This window comes from Nocardia sp. CA-145437, from assembly GCF_050956485.1.
Classification (GTDB): Bacteria; Actinomycetota; Actinomycetes; order Mycobacteriales; family Mycobacteriaceae; genus Nocardia.
Genome location: NZ_CP191204.1, coordinates 2,269,321 through 2,284,017, shown reverse-complemented (window position 1 = coordinate 2,284,017; position 14,697 = coordinate 2,269,321). Strand labels below are relative to the sequence as shown.

At 68.4% G+C, this 14,697-nt stretch carries 20 protein-coding genes; 7 read left to right on the top strand and 13 right to left on the bottom strand.

Going from position 1 to position 14,697, the window contains the following annotated elements; genetic code table 11:
• The first annotated feature begins 153 nt into the window (after nucleotides 1–153).
• From ACQPYY_RS10155 to ACQPYY_RS10145, 3 genes are all read left to right on the top strand, one after another.
• Nucleotides 154–438: a hypothetical protein gene (locus ACQPYY_RS10155; protein WP_433593546.1), complete on the top strand. Its 285-nt coding sequence runs from the start codon at nucleotides 154–156 to the stop codon at nucleotides 436–438.
• A gap of 36 nt (nucleotides 439–474) precedes the next feature.
• Nucleotides 475–723: a hypothetical protein gene (locus ACQPYY_RS10150; protein ID WP_433593545.1), complete on the top strand. Its 249-nt coding sequence runs from the start codon at nucleotides 475–477 to the stop codon at nucleotides 721–723.
• Nucleotides 724–813: 90 nt separating this feature from the next.
• Nucleotides 814–1,035 (top strand): hypothetical protein, encoded by a 222-nt coding sequence (locus ACQPYY_RS10145; RefSeq protein WP_433593544.1) that lies wholly within the window; start codon nucleotides 814–816, stop codon nucleotides 1,033–1,035.
• A gap of 70 nt (nucleotides 1,036–1,105) precedes the next feature.
• Here ACQPYY_RS10145 and tsf read toward each other — a convergent pair whose 3' ends face one another.
• Both tsf and rpsB read right to left on the bottom strand, forming a co-directional pair.
• On the bottom strand, nucleotides 1,106–1,921 hold the full coding sequence (tsf, locus tag ACQPYY_RS10140; RefSeq protein ID WP_433593543.1) for a translation elongation factor Ts: 816 nt from the start codon (nucleotides 1,919–1,921) through the stop codon (nucleotides 1,106–1,108).
• Between the two features lie 108 nt (nucleotides 1,922–2,029).
• A complete protein-coding gene (gene rpsB, locus ACQPYY_RS10135) occupies nucleotides 2,030–2,896 on the bottom strand; it encodes a 30S ribosomal protein S2 (RefSeq protein ID WP_433593542.1) in 867 nt (288 codons plus the stop codon).
• 388 nt (nucleotides 2,897–3,284) lie between these two features.
• On the opposite strand from rpsB, the gene ACQPYY_RS10130 reads away from it, so the two are divergent.
• Nucleotides 3,285–3,770 carry a M23 family metallopeptidase gene (locus tag ACQPYY_RS10130; protein WP_433594609.1) on the top strand — a complete coding sequence of 162 codons (486 nt, stop codon included), beginning with the start codon at nucleotides 3,285–3,287 and terminating at the stop codon, nucleotides 3,768–3,770.
• 7 nt (nucleotides 3,771–3,777) lie between these two features.
• Nucleotides 3,778–4,281: a DUF1990 family protein gene (locus ACQPYY_RS10125; protein WP_433593541.1), complete on the top strand. Its 504-nt coding sequence runs from the start codon at nucleotides 3,778–3,780 to the stop codon at nucleotides 4,279–4,281.
• Between the two features lie 72 nt (nucleotides 4,282–4,353).
• Here ACQPYY_RS10125 and ACQPYY_RS10120 read toward each other — a convergent pair whose 3' ends face one another.
• From ACQPYY_RS10120 to ACQPYY_RS10070, 11 genes are all read right to left on the bottom strand, one after another.
• Entirely contained in the window at nucleotides 4,354–4,725 is a 372-nt protein-coding gene (locus ACQPYY_RS10120) for a hypothetical protein (RefSeq protein WP_433593540.1), read from the bottom strand.
• Nucleotides 4,726–4,918: 193 nt separating this feature from the next.
• Complete coding sequence (locus ACQPYY_RS10115; RefSeq protein ID WP_433593539.1) at nucleotides 4,919–5,683, bottom strand: siderophore-interacting protein; 765 nt, start codon at nucleotides 5,681–5,683, stop codon at nucleotides 4,919–4,921.
• 131 nt (nucleotides 5,684–5,814) lie between these two features.
• Nucleotides 5,815–6,738: a tyrosine recombinase XerC gene (locus tag ACQPYY_RS10110; RefSeq protein WP_357281566.1), complete on the bottom strand. Its 924-nt coding sequence runs from the start codon at nucleotides 6,736–6,738 to the stop codon at nucleotides 5,815–5,817.
• 81 nt (nucleotides 6,739–6,819) lie between these two features.
• A complete protein-coding gene (gene dprA / locus ACQPYY_RS10105) occupies nucleotides 6,820–7,977 on the bottom strand; it encodes a DNA-processing protein DprA (RefSeq protein WP_433594608.1) in 1,158 nt (385 codons plus the stop codon).
• Nucleotides 7,978–8,132: 155 nt separating this feature from the next.
• A complete protein-coding gene (locus ACQPYY_RS10100; protein WP_433593538.1) occupies nucleotides 8,133–9,641 on the bottom strand; it encodes a YifB family Mg chelatase-like AAA ATPase in 1,509 nt (502 codons plus the stop codon).
• 1 nt (nucleotide 9,642) lies between these two features.
• On the bottom strand, nucleotides 9,643–9,999 hold the full coding sequence (locus tag ACQPYY_RS10095) for a YraN family protein (RefSeq protein WP_433593537.1): 357 nt from the start codon (nucleotides 9,997–9,999) through the stop codon (nucleotides 9,643–9,645).
• Between the two features lie 86 nt (nucleotides 10,000–10,085).
• On the bottom strand, nucleotides 10,086–10,391 hold the full coding sequence (locus tag ACQPYY_RS10090; RefSeq protein WP_040859817.1) for a DUF2469 domain-containing protein: 306 nt from the start codon (nucleotides 10,389–10,391) through the stop codon (nucleotides 10,086–10,088).
• Between the two features lie 43 nt (nucleotides 10,392–10,434).
• Nucleotides 10,435–11,178 (bottom strand): ribonuclease HII, encoded by a 744-nt coding sequence (locus ACQPYY_RS10085; RefSeq protein WP_379102201.1) that lies wholly within the window; start codon nucleotides 11,176–11,178, stop codon nucleotides 10,435–10,437.
• Nucleotides 11,179–11,208: 30 nt separating this feature from the next.
• Nucleotides 11,209–12,027 (bottom strand): signal peptidase I, encoded by an 819-nt coding sequence (gene lepB / locus ACQPYY_RS10080; protein ID WP_433593536.1) that lies wholly within the window; start codon nucleotides 12,025–12,027, stop codon nucleotides 11,209–11,211.
• 167 nt (nucleotides 12,028–12,194) lie between these two features.
• A complete protein-coding gene (rplS, locus tag ACQPYY_RS10075) occupies nucleotides 12,195–12,536 on the bottom strand; it encodes a 50S ribosomal protein L19 (RefSeq protein ID WP_120737548.1) in 342 nt (113 codons plus the stop codon).
• Between the two features lie 168 nt (nucleotides 12,537–12,704).
• Nucleotides 12,705–13,607 carry a hypothetical protein gene (locus ACQPYY_RS10070; RefSeq protein ID WP_379102199.1) on the bottom strand — a complete coding sequence of 301 codons (903 nt, stop codon included), beginning with the start codon at nucleotides 13,605–13,607 and terminating at the stop codon, nucleotides 12,705–12,707.
• A gap of 140 nt (nucleotides 13,608–13,747) precedes the next feature.
• Here ACQPYY_RS10070 and ACQPYY_RS10065 point away from each other — a divergent pair, with 140 nt between their 5' ends.
• The gene (locus ACQPYY_RS10065; protein WP_357281576.1) at nucleotides 13,748–13,957 is read left to right on the top strand and encodes a TOBE domain-containing protein; all 210 of its coding nucleotides are present in this window, start codon (nucleotides 13,748–13,750) and stop codon (nucleotides 13,955–13,957) included.
• 153 nt (nucleotides 13,958–14,110) lie between these two features.
• Nucleotides 14,111–14,470 (top strand): bleomycin resistance protein, encoded by a 360-nt coding sequence (locus ACQPYY_RS10060; protein ID WP_379102197.1) that lies wholly within the window; start codon nucleotides 14,111–14,113, stop codon nucleotides 14,468–14,470.
• Nucleotides 14,471–14,697 lie beyond the last annotated feature (227 nt).

Below are 14,697 nucleotides of genomic sequence, written 5' to 3'. Positions count from 1 at the left end.
GTTCGTAACATTCCGGGCGCGCGGGAGGCTCCATGGCAACCGTCTCGGCAATCACCGAGCTACACCCGACCCGCCTGACAAGGACGTGTCACCAAGGAATCTGGGGCACCCGATTCGGATTTCGAGCACTCCCCATTCCCTTACGTTCGGCGCGTGAACACGAAGACCCACACGGTCAGAATCGGACTGGCCGGCCTCTCGCTCGCCGCCGCACTGGCCGTCGCAGCAGGCCCCGCCGTCGCCGACATCCCCCTCACCCCCGTCAATGAGCCGACCGCCGTAGCCGACACGACCGGAACCGGCTCCTGGCAGCCCGCCACCGGATCGGCCAACAGCAATGTCATCCCCTTCATCTCGCCCGGAAGCGCGGAGATCATGCGCACCGTGACCGACGCGACCGGCAGCACCTGCAGCGGGTGCACCAACACCCCCCGATAGGCGCACTGCGCCCCGACTGATCCGAGACTCATGAACATGCACACCCGCACCGCCAGAGCAACCATTGCGGCGTTCGCCCTCGCGGCAGGCCTCGCAGCCACTACCGGCCCCGCATCAGCAGCGGTTCCGGCAACACCGGTCTACGACGAAGTCGACCCCGGCCTGGATCAATCCACACCCACCCCGCTCGGGCTGCTGCTCTACCCCGTGATCGGCTTGCTGACGAACTCCGGGTCCGGCAAGGCTCTCGTTCCCGCCACGGGATCCGGGACCAAGACCACATAGTCGTGACGGGAGACCCCCGGAAAGTACCGCCCCAGAAATTCGGGGTCCGAATCGCGTTTAAAACAAGGGCATTTCGAATATTTTCTGCCCGTGAACATGAAGAACCGTGCAGTCCGAACCGGACTGGCCACTCTGGCTCTCGCCGCCGCCCTCGTCGGCGCCACCGGACCCGCCGGGGCCGAAGTGCCGCTGAGCCCCGCCACCGACATCGCCACCGCCGACTCCGGGAGCAGTGCCCTCACCTCCGGCAGCGCGAACATCATCCAGCAGCTCTTCACGCCGCCGATCACGGGCTGCGGCTACTGCAACTGAACCGGAACGACAAAGGCCCCTCACTCATCGGAAACCGATGGGCGAGGGGCCTTTTCGAGCTTTCAGGCGATTACGCCTGGCCGACCTCGAAGCGGGCGAAGCGGGTGATGGTGACACCGGCGTCGTCCAGCAGGGCCTTGACGGTCTTCTTGGAGTCGGTGACCGAAGCCTGCTCCAGGAGGACGACGTCCTTGTAGTAGCCGTTGACGCGGCCTTCGACGATCTTCGGCAGCGCGGCCTCCGGCTTGCCCTCTTCCTTGGCGGTCGCCTCGGCGATCTCGCGCTCCTTGGCGACGAGCTCGGCCGGGACGTCCTCGCGGGTGAGGTACTTGGCCTTGAGGGCCGCGACCTGCATGCCGGCGGCGCGGGCGGCGTCGGCGTCGGCGCCGGTGTACTCGATCAGCACGCCGACGGACGGCGGCAGGTCGGTGGCACGCTTGTGCAGGTAGACGGTGGTCTGACCGTCGAACGCGGCGACGCGGCGCAGCTCGAGCTTCTCGCCGATCTTGGCGGCGAGCGCCTGCAGCACCTGGTCGGCGGTCTGGCCGTCGACCTCGACCGCCTTCAGGGCGTCCAGGTCGGCCGGGCGGGCCTTCGCGGCGGCGGCCACGATGGCGTTCGCGACGTCCTGGAACTCCTGGTTCTTGGCCACGAAGTCGGTCTCGGAGTTGATCTCGATCAGGACGCCGTCCTGCGAGACGACCAGGCCCTCGGCGGTGGCGCGCTCAGCGCGCTTGCCGACATCCTTGGCGCCCTTGATACGCAGGAACTCGACGGCCTTGTCGAAGTCGCCCGCGTTCTCCTCGAGCGCCTTCTTGCAGTCCATCATGCCGGAGCCGGTGAGCTCGCGGAGCCGCTTCACATCGGCGGCGGTGTAGTTCGCCATCTCGGGCGAGCCTCCCTGTGTGAGTGAAAGTCTGTGGTGGTCACACCTTGCCGACCGTCATCGAACGACAGCGGTCGGCAAGGTGAACAGATGCCTGGCGGCGGTGGATCAGAAGTCGGCCGGGGTCTTGGTGGCCGGGTCTTCCTTCAGCTCCGCCTCGGCAGCGGTCTCCACGGGGGCCTCGGCGACAGCCTCGGCCGGGGCAGCCTGCGACAGCAGCTCCTGCTCCCACTCGGCGAGGGGCTCGCCCGCGCCGGCCTCCGGCTTCGAGTCGCCACCGGCGCGCGAGGCACGAGCCTGCACACCCTCGGCGACGGCGGAAGCGACGACCTTGGTCAGCAGCGCGGCCGAACGGATCGCGTCGTCGTTACCCGGGATCGGGTAGTCGACCAGGTCGGGGTCGCAGTTGGTGTCCAGGATCGCGATGACCGGGATGTTCAGCTTGCGAGCCTCGCCGACGGCGATGTGCTCCTTGTTGGTGTCGACAACCCAGATGGCCGAGGGAACCTTGGCCATGTCCCGGATGCCGCCCAGGGTGCGCTCCAGCTTGTTCTTCTCACGCGTCAGCATGAGGATTTCCTTCTTGGTGCGACCCTCGAAACCGCCGGTCTGCTCCATCGACTCCAGCTCCTTCAGGCGCTGCAGCCGCTTGTGCACGGTCTGGAAGTTGGTGAGCATGCCGCCCAGCCAGCGCTGGTTCACGTAGGGCATGCCGACGCGGGTCGCCTCAGAGGCGATCGACTCCTGGGCCTGCTTCTTGGTGCCGACGAAGAGGACGGTGCCGCCGTGGGCAACGGTCTCCTTGACGAACTCGTAGGCCTTGTCGATGTAGGTCAGCGTCTGCTGCAGATCGATGATGTAGATGCCGTTGCGGTCGGTGAAGATGAAACGCTTCATCTTCGGGTTCCACCGGCGGGTCTGATGACCGAAGTGCGCGCCGCTGTCGAGCAGCTGCTTCATTGTTACGACAGCCATGGCTCCGTAACTTCCTCTCGTTGCTGGTTGACACAGGAATCGGCGATCCCTGCCCTGACGCCCACGGCCACCGGAACCCTCCGAGAACGAATCAGGGGGACCAGCCGGCGACACTCACTGTGGGCGCGCGAAGTCGGTCCGCGTTGACGCAAACCGCTGAATCAGTTTACGCAGCGGTTCCGTCAGATCGAAATCGGGCCCGGAGCGGGGGCGGATCCGGACCCGTCGACGCAGGTCAGAACGCTGCGCTTGTTCTATTCACAATACTGAATTTCATCCACACTCGCGGGGCGGAAGGGGCTGGACGACAGTCGCGGGGCGCACCCTGATTCGCATGTCCGCGAACTACTTCGATCCGGAATTTCGCCGCGCATTTCCGTCCGCGGCGATGGTGATGATGACGGTCGCCCTGGCCGCGCCCGGGTCCGCGGCGCCCGGCGAGGAGTTCGGGTGGCCGCTCGCACCGCGGCCCGCCGTGGTTCGAGTCTTCGACAAACCCGAGCACGACTGGCTGCCCGGACATCGTGGCGTGGACCTGGCGGGGAGCCGGGGCCAGGCGGTGCTGGCGGCGGGTGACGGGATCGTGGTGTTCGCCGGACTCGTGGCCGGGAAACCGGTGGTATCCATCGATCACCCGGGCGGACTGCGCACCACCTACGAGCCGGTCACCGCGTCGATCACGGTGGGCCGCAGGCTGACTCGCGGCGCCGTGATCGGCGTGCTCGACACCGGACATCCGCCCTGCTCCCCCTGCCTGCACTGGGGCGCCCGGCGCGACGGCGACTACGTCGATCCACTCGGCCTGATCCATCGCGCGCCGATCCGGTTGAAACCCCTCACAGATCCATCCACCGGGTCACGAGGCGGGCCATGATGGATCGATGCCGCAGCAGACCTTCACCTATCCCGACGTCGGCGCGACCGCGGGCGAATTCCCGCCGGGGTACCACCACTTCCGGCTGCGGCGCCGAATCGGTTCCGGCCGTGCGTTTTTCGACCAGGCCGCCGAACAGATCCTCACCTACCGCATGCAACGCGGCAGCGGCGTCTTCCAGCATGCGACCACACCCGAGGCCCGGCCCAGCACCGACATCACCGTCCGCATCGGCGTGGGCCCGATCGGCTTCACCGCGCCCTGCCGCGTCGTCTATGTCGTCGACGAACCGAACCGCCGCGGATTCGCCTACGGCACGCTCCCCGGCCACCCGTTGCGCGGTGAGGAGCTCTTCGCCATCGAATACGACCCCGCCGACGACTCCGTGTACGGGATCATCGCCTCGTTCTCCCACCCCGACCCCTGGTACGCCCGCCTCGGCGCACCTGTCGTCCGCCTCGTCCAACGCTGGTTCTCCGGTCGCTACATCGCCGCGCTCGAGCCCCACTGAGCGGCGCGGACCACCGCGCACTCGACCGGATCATGATCGGTCGGCGCGCGGTTCGCCATCACCGAAGCGAGGTCAACCCTCGAGGTGAGCGGCGAGGGTGGCGGCCTCGGCACGGAGACCGGCCGCGCGATCCGCTCCACTCTCGAACTCGGCGTATTCCCTTGCGGCGGTGAGACGTTCATCGATCTCGGCGCGGACGATGGCGACGACCTCGGCTTCGGTCAGGGCGCGGCGGGGACGCTCGGCCGCGCCCACGCCGACGGCGCTGCCCTCGATCGCTCCGGCGCGAACATCGGAACCGTCGACGGCCTCGGCATTGTCGATCGCGGCCAACGCCGAGCGCAGAGCGGCGGTGGCGTGACGATCACGGACTTTCATGGCGGCGGGGAGTGCTGCGCGGAGGCGTTCGCGTAGGGCGGGGGTCTCGGCGGGCGGCGTCGTCATGACAATCGACGCTACCCGCCGATATGCCCCAAACCGGATCTCAGCGACCGGGTGTCGCCGGCGGGGAATTCGGCTGGCACACCCGGTGATCGAGTGCTTGGCGGCGCTTACCCGACTCCTTCGCGGCGCGGACAGCCGCCGCCCTCCGGCCGGCACGGACGTCACGCGTCCGCGTGGCGTACAGCGCGATCGGCTAAACGGCTGCGGGCGCGGCCTTTTCGCGTTCGGCCAGTTCGGACTTCCAGGCACGGAAACCCTCTTCGGTGCGGCCGCGTCGCCAGTAGCCGGAGATGGAGGACGCCCATTCGGCGGGGACGGCGCGTTCCTTGCGGATGTAAGGGCGCAGGTCGTGCATGACCGCACGGGCCTCGCCGTGGATGAAGACCTGGACCTGGCCGTCTCGCCAGGGTGCGGAGCGGACGGTGGCGGCCAGCCGCTCGCCGGGTTCGGCGTCGCCGCGATGGATCCAGGTGAGCTCCACACCCTCCGGGTGCGGGAAGGCGAATTCGTCCGACGGGCCGCTGACCTCGACGAATACCTGGCCGACGGCATCGGCGGGGAGGACCGCGCAGGCGGCGGCGATGGCGGGGAAGGCGGATTCGTCGCCGGCGAGCAGGTGCCAGTCGGCGTCGGGGCGCGGGGCGTAGCCGCCGCCGGGGCCGAACAGGTCGATGGTGTCGCCGGGCTGGGCGGCGGCCGCCCAGGGGCCGGCGACGCCCTCATCGCCGTGGTGAACGAAGTCGATGGCGATCTCCTGGGCGGCGCGGTCGACTTCGCGCACGGTGTAGGTGCGCATGACGTCGCCGTCCGGGCCCGGGAAGATCAGTTTGACGTAGGCGTCGGTGCTGTCGTTGGGCTGGAAGGACGTGAAGCCGGGGCCGCCCAATCGGACCCGGATCAGGTGATCGGTCAGGTGAACCGTGTTCTGGACCACCAGCGTGATGCGTGTGCGCGCCAAAGGACACCTCCATGGTCAGTGCATAATTAGGGTTACCTAACTGACGCTAGCACGGGTGTCGATAGGTCGTCGATAGCTTTCCGATAGGCCGTAGATCACCCACCGCTTCCCGGCCCCGACGAACGGGCCGGTCAGGCGCGTGGGTGCGCCTGGTCGTGCACCTTCTTGAGCCGGTCGATCGAGACGTGGGTGTAGAGCTGGGTGGTGGCCATGCTGGCGTGGCCGAGAATCTCCTGCACCACGCGCAGGTCGGCGCCGCCCTCCAGCAGATGGGTGGCGGCGGTATGGCGGAACCCGTGCGGGCCCATGTCGGGTGCGCCGGGAATCGCGGAAACCACCTCGTGCACCACGGTTCTCGCCTGCCGGGGGTCGATGCGGCGGCCGCGGCGGCCCAGGAGCAGCGCGCGACCCGAGTCCGGCGTCGCGAGGGCCGACCGGCCGAACCGCAGCCAGGCTTCGAGGGCCTGTTCGGCGGGCCCGCCGAACGGCACCGAACGCTCCTTGTTGCCCTTGCCCAGCACCCGCACCAGGCGCCGTTCCCGATCCACGTCCTCGATGTCGAGCCCGCACAGCTCGCTCACGCGAATCCCGGTGGCGTACAGCATCTCCACGATCAGCCGGTCCCGCAGCGCCATCGGATCCTGCTGCGCCGCACCCGATTCCGCCGCCTCCATGGCCGCTCGGGCCTGCTCCTTCCCCAGCACCGACGGCAGCACCCGATGTGCTCGCGCCGACCCGAGGCGCGGCCCCGGATCCACCGCCAGCCGACCCGTATGCGTCAGCCACGCGGTGAATGTCCGCGCCGACGAGGCCCGTCGCGCCATCGTGGTCCGGGCCGCTCCCCCCGATGCCTGCGCCGCCAGCCAGGACCGCAGCAAGGCCAGATCCACCTCCCCCACACCGGAATCCACCGCGCGCTCCAGCAAATGTTCCAGCAATCCGCGAGCATCCCCGACATAGGCCCGCACCGTATGCGCCGACCGATTCCGGCCCAACCGCAAATGCCGGCCGTACTCGGCCAGCAATGCCTCCAAATCCTCGGGCAACCCACTCATCCCCCCACGCTGACCGCATTCCGCCGCCTTTTCAAGCACCCCCGCCGCGCGATCGCGCCACACCCATTCCGGCGGACGGGATCACCGATGGTCCTCATGGCTCGCGACAATGGCGCCGCCCGCGCCGGTCCCCGGCGACCGCATCCGGTACCAGCCGTTGCCGTCGCAGCCGACCAGACCGGCGATCTCCAACGCGGACAAGGTGGCTCGCACCGTCGGCAACGCCAGGCCGGTATCGGTGACCACCGCCCGCGGCAGCCGCGACCCGGTCGCGGGCAACGCGGCCAGGACCAATGCCTCATCCCCCGACAGGTTGTCCTCCGGAGCGGTCGCGACCGCTCCCGGCAACGACAACCGCAACGGGCCGGCCTCATCGAGAATGTCCTCGGCCCGCGTCACGATGAACGCCTCCCCCTCCCGGATCATCCGGTGACACCCGACCGAGGCCGCCGAGGTGATCGGCCCCGGCACCGCCATCGCCGGCCGCCCCAACCTCCGGCACCACTTCACCGTATTCCGTGATCCACTACGAATCCCGGCCTCCACCACGACAACACCGTCGGCGAGGGCGGCTATCAACCGATTGCGAGCGAGGAACTGGTGCTTGCGCGCGGATGTTCCGGGCGGGTACTCGGTGACGACCAGACCACGATCGGCGATCTCGGCGAGCAGATGATCGTGCTGCACCGGATACGGGCGATCAGGACCGCACGCGAGTACAGCGATCGTCATGCCGCCGACTCCCAGCGCGGCCCTGTGAGCCATTCCGTCGATCCCGAACGCGGCCCCGGACACGACGGTCCATCCCCGCGCGGCCAGCTCCCCGGCGATCTCCCCGGTCGCGTGATTGCCATACCCGGTACTGCACCGAGCCCCGACCACCGCGATCGCCCGCTCGGTCGTCTCCAGCAGCGACCTGCTCCCGCGCACCCACAACACCAGCGGCACGGCCCCATCGGCATCATGCGCCGGATCCAATTGGCGCAACCCGAGCATTCGCCACGCGGGCCACTCCGCATCCTCCGGTGTCACAACCCGCCCGCCCAGCCGCTCGATGTGCGCCAGATCCGCGTCCGCCTGCTCGATCCAGCGCCGCAGCTCGGTAGGCCCCCGCAACACCTCCGGCAACTCCCTCTCCCGCACCGCCCGAGCCGCCTCCGCCACCCCCACCGACTCGATCAACGCCGACAACGCCGCACAAGGCCCCTCCACCACCCGCGACAAGTACACCCACGCCAACCGCCGCTCCTCCGCATCACCGCTCGCGACCGAACCGCCGTCGTGAATTGCTTTCCCGGACAACACGCCGGTCCAACCGGAACCGCGGCCATGTTCGTTGCCGGCCTCCCGGGTCTCGCCCTCACCGACTCCAGCGGACCCATGTTCGTTCTCGCTCATGCGGTACCTCGCTGCCGGAAGCTCAAGGCTTGCAGGACGTCCTGAGCATTCGGTATGTCGCCGCCGCGAAGATCGCAGACAGTCCAGGCGACTCTGATGGCTCTGTCCGCACCGCGGGCGGACATGCGGCCGTGCTGGAGCGCGTTCTCGACCGGGGCGAGGGCCTCGCGGGGGAGGCGGAAGCGTTGGCGGAGAACGTGGCCGGGGACTTCGGCGTTGGTGGACATGCCGAGTTCGATCCACCTCTTCGCGGCTGCCGCGCGGGCCGCGGTCACGCGGGCGCGGACGACCTCGCTGGTCTCGACCTCGTCGCCGGTGAACGCGCCCGCGGCCTGGGCATGCATCTGCACGGCGATATCGATGCGATCCATCAGTGGGCCCGAGAGTTTGCCGAGGTAGCGGCGGCGAGCCAGGGGCGCACAGATGCAGTCGATATCCCGGGCGGGAGCACACGGACACGGATTGGCCGCCAACACGAGCTGAAATCTCGCCGGGAAGCGGGAGACTCCGTCCCTGCGCGCGATGCGAACCTCACCCTCCTCCAAGGGAGTTCGCAAGGCTTCGAGGACCTTGGCGCCCAGCTCCGCGCATTCGTCGAGGAACAGGACACCGCGATGGGCGCAGCTCACCGCGCCCGGGCGCGCGGAACCGGAACCGCCGCCGATCATCGCCGTGACAGACGACGAGTGGTGGGGCGCCACGAAGGGCGGCGCGGTGATCAGCGGTGCGTCGCCGGAGAGCGTGCCCGCGACCGAATGGATCGCGGTCACCTCGAGGGAATCCCGCTCACGCAGTGGTGGCAGCAGGCCTGGAAGGCGTTGCGCCAGCATGGTTTTCCCGATGCCGGGCGGACCTGTCAGCAGCAGATGGTGCGCACCGGCCGCGGCCACCTCCAGCGCCCAGCGCGCCTCGTCCTGGCCCACCACCTCGCTGAGGTCTCCGATCGGTGGATCGGCTACCGGCAGGACCGGATCCGGGACGGTCAGTTCTCCCCCGCCGCGCAGCCAGTCGAGCAGTTCGAGGAGGGTGGCTGCGCCGAGGACTCGGATGCCGTCGACCAGGCCCGCTTCGGCAAGGGCGGCGGCGGGGACGATGACGGTTCGGCGGCCGGCGTTTCGGGCGGCGAGGACCGCGGGGAGGATGCCGCGTACTCGGCGGACGCGGCCGTCGAGGGCCAGTTCGCCGAGTAGAACGGACTCCGCGAGGCGGTTCGACGGGATCGCGCCCGCCGCGTCGAGGACCGCGCCGGCGAGGGCGAGGTCATAGACGCTGCCCACCTTCGGCAGGGTGGCGGGCGACAGGGCCAGGATGACGCGGCCGTCGGGCCACTTCTCGCCGGTGTTGGAGACGGCGGCTCGGACTCGGTCTCGGGATTCCTGGAGGGTGGTGTCGGGGCGGCCGACGAGGTGGACCGAGGGGAGGCCCTGGCCTATGTCGGCTTCGATTTCCACGAGTTGGCCTTCGACGCCGTTGACGGCGACGGAGTAGGCCCTGCCGAGGGGCATGTCAGAACGCCGCCTTCAGGTGCAGGATCTCCGGTGGGCGGCCAGGGCGCAAGATGACGGAGACGACGTCGAAGCGGATGCGCGGGAAGCGGCCGGGGTTGGCGTGCAGCCAATGGCGGGCCACAGTGCGGATGCGTTGCTGTTTGAGGAGGGTGACGGCCTCCTCGGGGCGGCCGCAGGTCAGATTGCGGCGGGTTTTGACCTCGATGAAGGCGGTGATGTCGCCCTCGCGGGCGATGAGGTCGAGTTCGCCGTAGCGGCATCGCCAATTGCGGGCGACGATCGACATGCCCGACGTGCGGATATAGTCCGCGGCCAGGTCTTCCCCCTGCGCTCCCAGCGCCAGATGCTGTGCCATTCAGCCAGCATGGCCGCGCCCGTACCGGACGCGGCCATGCCGAACTGGGAAAACAGCGGGGCTGGGGATAACCTCCAGCCTGTGGATCAGTCGGGAAGCCGCAGGTCGGTCTTCTCCAGCTCTTCGATATTCACGTCTTTGAAGGTGATCACGCGAACGTGCTTCACGAAGCGGGCGGGCCGGTACATGTCCCACACCCATGCATCCGACATCCGAACCTCGAAGTACACCTCGCCATCGGCGTTCTGCGGCCGCAGTTCGACAGAATTGGCGAGGTAGAAGCGACGCTCGGTCTCCACCACGTACGAGAATTGCCCGACGATGTCCTTGTACTCGCGGTACAGGGATAGCTCCATCTCGGTTTCGTACTTCTCGAGGTCCTCGGCGCTCATCGGGTGGAACGTCCTCCTTGTCGCCCAACTGGGTGTAGAGACATCATCCCGCATACGCCGTGTCGGTAGCCACTCGGCCGGTCTCCCGGACGTTTCGCCACGATCGACGGTGCTCGGGCGTGATGCCGAGACGGGTCAGCGCCTCATTGTGCTCGGGGGTGTTGTAGCCCTTGTGGGCCGCGAATCCGTAGCCGGGATACTCGCGGTCCATCTCGACCATCATGCGGTCGCGGGTCACCTTGGCCAGCACGCTGGCGGCGGCGATACAGGCCGCGGACGCGTCGCCGCCGATCACCGGCAGCGACGGCACCGGAATGCCCGGCACCCGGAAACCGTCGGTGAGCACGTAGCCGGGCACCGGATCGAGTCCGGCCACCGCGCGCCGCATGCCCTCGATATTGGCCACATGGATGCCGATGGCGTCGATCTCCCAGGCCGGGATCACCACCACCGACCAGGCCAGCGCGATCCGCTTGATGATCGGGAACAGCTGCTCACGGGTGTTCTCGGTGAGCTTCTTGGAATCGTCGAGACCGGCCAGCGAGGTGTAGGACTTGGGTGGTAGCAGGCAGGAGGCGACGACCAGCGGTCCGGCCGAGCAACCGCGCCCGGCCTCGTCCACGCCCGCGACCGGGCCCAGTCCGCTGCGGATCAGCGCGGCCTCGAGCGTGCGTAGCCCGCCCGCCTGCCGCATCACCACGCGCGGCGGCCAGTCGCCGCGGTCGATCCGCTGAATCTTCTTGCCGCCGCGCTCCTTCCGGCGCGCGCCGGCGGCTTCGCCTGCCATCTTCCCCACCGGTCGATTATCTCGCGATTCTCAGTTCGTCTGCGGGTTCTCGGCCCGGACCGGACCGATGCGGCTGGGCGGCCAGATCTTGAACACGGCCTTGCCACGCACATCGTCGACCGGGACGGTGCCGTTCAGCTCGTCGCGCATGTGATAGCGGGAGTCGGCGGATTCGGCGCGGTTGTCGCCCATCACCCACAGATTGCCCTCGGGCACCTTGACCTCGGGGAACGCGCGACCGCCGGCATTGAACTGGATGTCGGGGTTCTGTGCGTTGAACGGGTTGTTGTGCAGCACGTACGGCTCGTCGAGCGGCTTCCACTCCGAACCGGGGGCGCTGTCCTTGACCAGGATCCGGCCTTGCGCGTCACAGCATTTGACCGACTGGCCGCCCGTCGCGATGACGCGCTTGACCAGGTCGTTCTCGTCCGGCGGTACCAGACCGAAGAAGGACAGGAAGTTCTGGACGCCGCGGACCGCGGTGTTCGACGAGCGGATCGACTTGTAGTGCCGGTTCCAGTCGTCGGTCGGGCCGACGAAGACCACCACGTCGCCCGGCTCCGGGTCGCCGAAGTAGTAGCTCAGCTTCTGCACGTAGATGCGGTCACCGGTGCAGCCCGCGCACCCGTGCAGCGTGGGTTCCATGGACTGCGACGGGATCACGTACGGCCGCCCGATGAAGGTCACCAGCAACGCGACGATCAACGCCGCGAAACCGATCAGGATGGGCAGCTCTTGCCAGAACGGGCGCTGCTTCTTCTTCGCTTTCGGCTGAAGGGGTTCAGGCGTCGGGGACCCATTGCCATCGCCCGACCCGGACTTCGTCACCGACTCGCTCTCGTCTGCCACCGGAACAGAGTAGCCCGGCACCGCGAAGAACCATGCGGTGCCGGGCTACTCGGCGTCGGCGAGCCGACAATCAGGCATTGTGGCGAGCCGACAATCAGGCATTGTGGCGAGCCGACGGTGATGCTCTGTGAGAACCGATCCCCGACGAGTCGGGGACGGTCGCTACCTCAGCGCTTCTCCTTGATCTTGGCGGCCTTGCCGCGCAGATCGCGCAGGTAGTACAGCTTGGCGCGACGCACGTCACCGCGGGTCACGACCTCGATCTTGTCGAGGTTGGGGCTGTGCACCGGGAAGGTGCGCTCCACGCCGACACCGAACGACACCTTGCGCACGGTGAAGGTCTCGCGGATGCCGCCGTTCTGGCGGCGGATGACGACGCCCTTGAAGACCTGGACTCGCTCCTTGTTGCCTTCAATAACCTTCACGTGCACGTTGACAGTGTCACCCGGGCGGAAGTCCGGGATGTCGTTGCGCAGCGAGCTTGCGTCGACGAAGTCGAGGGTGTTCATGTCCGTCCTTATTGGTTTTCGCGCGAACAGAGGAACCTGGCGGCTACCCGGGGAGGGTGCTCTACCGGTTCGTGCTCCGGATAATTGGGCGGTGCCCGGGCGAAGTGCGCCCAAGGCAACCTGAGCATTGTGCCAGACGACGCGGCCCGGACGGGAATCGGGCCCCGGCTATTGGCTGTCGACGGGCTCCGGGGGCCGCTCCTCGTGCTTGCGGACCGGGAGCAGATGGATGTGCGTCGGCGGCGGAGCGGGCGGGGCCGGGACGATGGTACGGGTCAGCTCCTCCTCGGTGGCGCGCAGGACGTGCGCGGCGTCGGGTTTTCCGGCGAGGAGGTCTTGGACGAAGATCTTGGCGCGGATCATCGGGCGGCGGTAACGGCGTTCGCGGCGCATGGCGCGGCGCATCAGGCCCGACCGCGAGCCGTAGCGCCAGCGGGCCCAGGGCGCGCCGGGACGGCTCAGGCGCAGCGCGCCGATGAACAGCAGCGGCGGAAAGAACATGCCGAACAGACCGGTCCAGATCTTGCCCTTGGCGATGACGATGGCGGCGAGCAGCAGGTTCATCAGCGCGAAGGCGATGGTCAGCAAACGCTCGGGCACATTCGGTTCGGACCGCAGGTCCCGCACATCGCCGATATCGAGCAGCCACAGCGGATGGAACCCGAGCAGCAGCAGTCCGGTCACCGCGAGGGCCACGAACACCGCGTCCACCGAGGTCCGGCCCTGCTCCTCCCAGTACACGTCGCGCAGGTAGTAGATGAGCGCGAACTCGTCGAGCACCAGGGCCGCGCCGAGCCCGAAAACCGCTGCCAGCGCACTGATCACGCCGTCCGAGCTCTGATACAGCGCCACCAGCCCCATGCCGGAACCGAGCACCAGGATCACGCCGAACACCATGTGATGGATGTGCACGTCCCCGGCCCGCACATTGCCGGGCCACCACCGCACCTGTTTGCGGATGAGCCGCACGCTGATCCGGATCAACAGGAACCCGATGATGAACCCGAGCAGCAGGCATGCCAGCGGCAATCGGCCGTGCGCCACCACGACATCTTCCCACCACTGCCGCACATGCATGCCCGTGTCGCCTCCGGAATTCTCGCGCGAACCGCAACCCCCGCCACGCTACCCGTGTCCAAGATCGGCACGCGGAGATCACAATCACCCGACGACGAGATACAGCAACCAACCAGCCAACTACGCTGGCGACCATGCGACTGAGTACACGAAATCAACTCGATGGAACGGTCACCCAGGTCACCCGCGGCGAGGCCATGGCCGTCGTCCGCATCCGCCTCACCGGTGGCGACGAGATCACCTCCTCCATTACCCGCGACGCCGCCGACGACCTCGGCCTGGCCGATGGCACGCCCGTCAAGGTCCTGATCAAATCGACCGAAGTCTCGCTCGGCGTCGAATAGCCGCCCCGGAACGGCCGAGCCGGACCCGATCCCCCTCGGCCGCTCCACTTTTCACCACCCGCTCGACCCGTCAGGACGGCCGGGCTGTCGGTCCGCACCGGTACCGTCCCGGGCATACCGCCGTCGACGAACGGAATCCGCATGCCGAACGAGATCGCCTTCGAGAGCGTCGCCCCGGTCATCCCCGTCCTCGACCTCGACGCGGCCCTGGACCGCTACCGCCGCCTCGGCTTCACCGCCCGCGCCTACGAGGGCGAGGCCCGCTACGGCTTCGCCGATCGCGGCGGCATAGCGCTGCACCTCACCGAATGGAGCGAGCACGATCCGAAGCGCACCGCCTCGGCCGTCTACCTCTATGTGTCCGACGCGGACGCCCTGCACGCGGAATGGTCCGCCGCGGACCTCCCCGGCTGTCTCACCGCTCCGGCCGACACCGATTACGGTCTACGGGAATTCGCCTACGTCGACCCCGACGGCACCCTGCACCGAGTCGGCTCTCCGCTCCACCGCTAGCCCGCCGATCCCTCCCGGTCCGAGAGCGTCTCGCGATCGACGGCTTTGCGCAGGCGCGGCGCCGGGGCTGCGCGGCGAAGGCCGGCTGGTCATCTCCGACCCCGCCGAAGGTCTGACCTTGCGCGCGCCCGGCGAGCTGCGGGGCGGCGAGATCATCTCGCTGTGGCGGCTCGCCCCGAACTGATCGGGCAGGCCCGAAAAGCCGTGCGGGCCCCGGGGATTCCGGG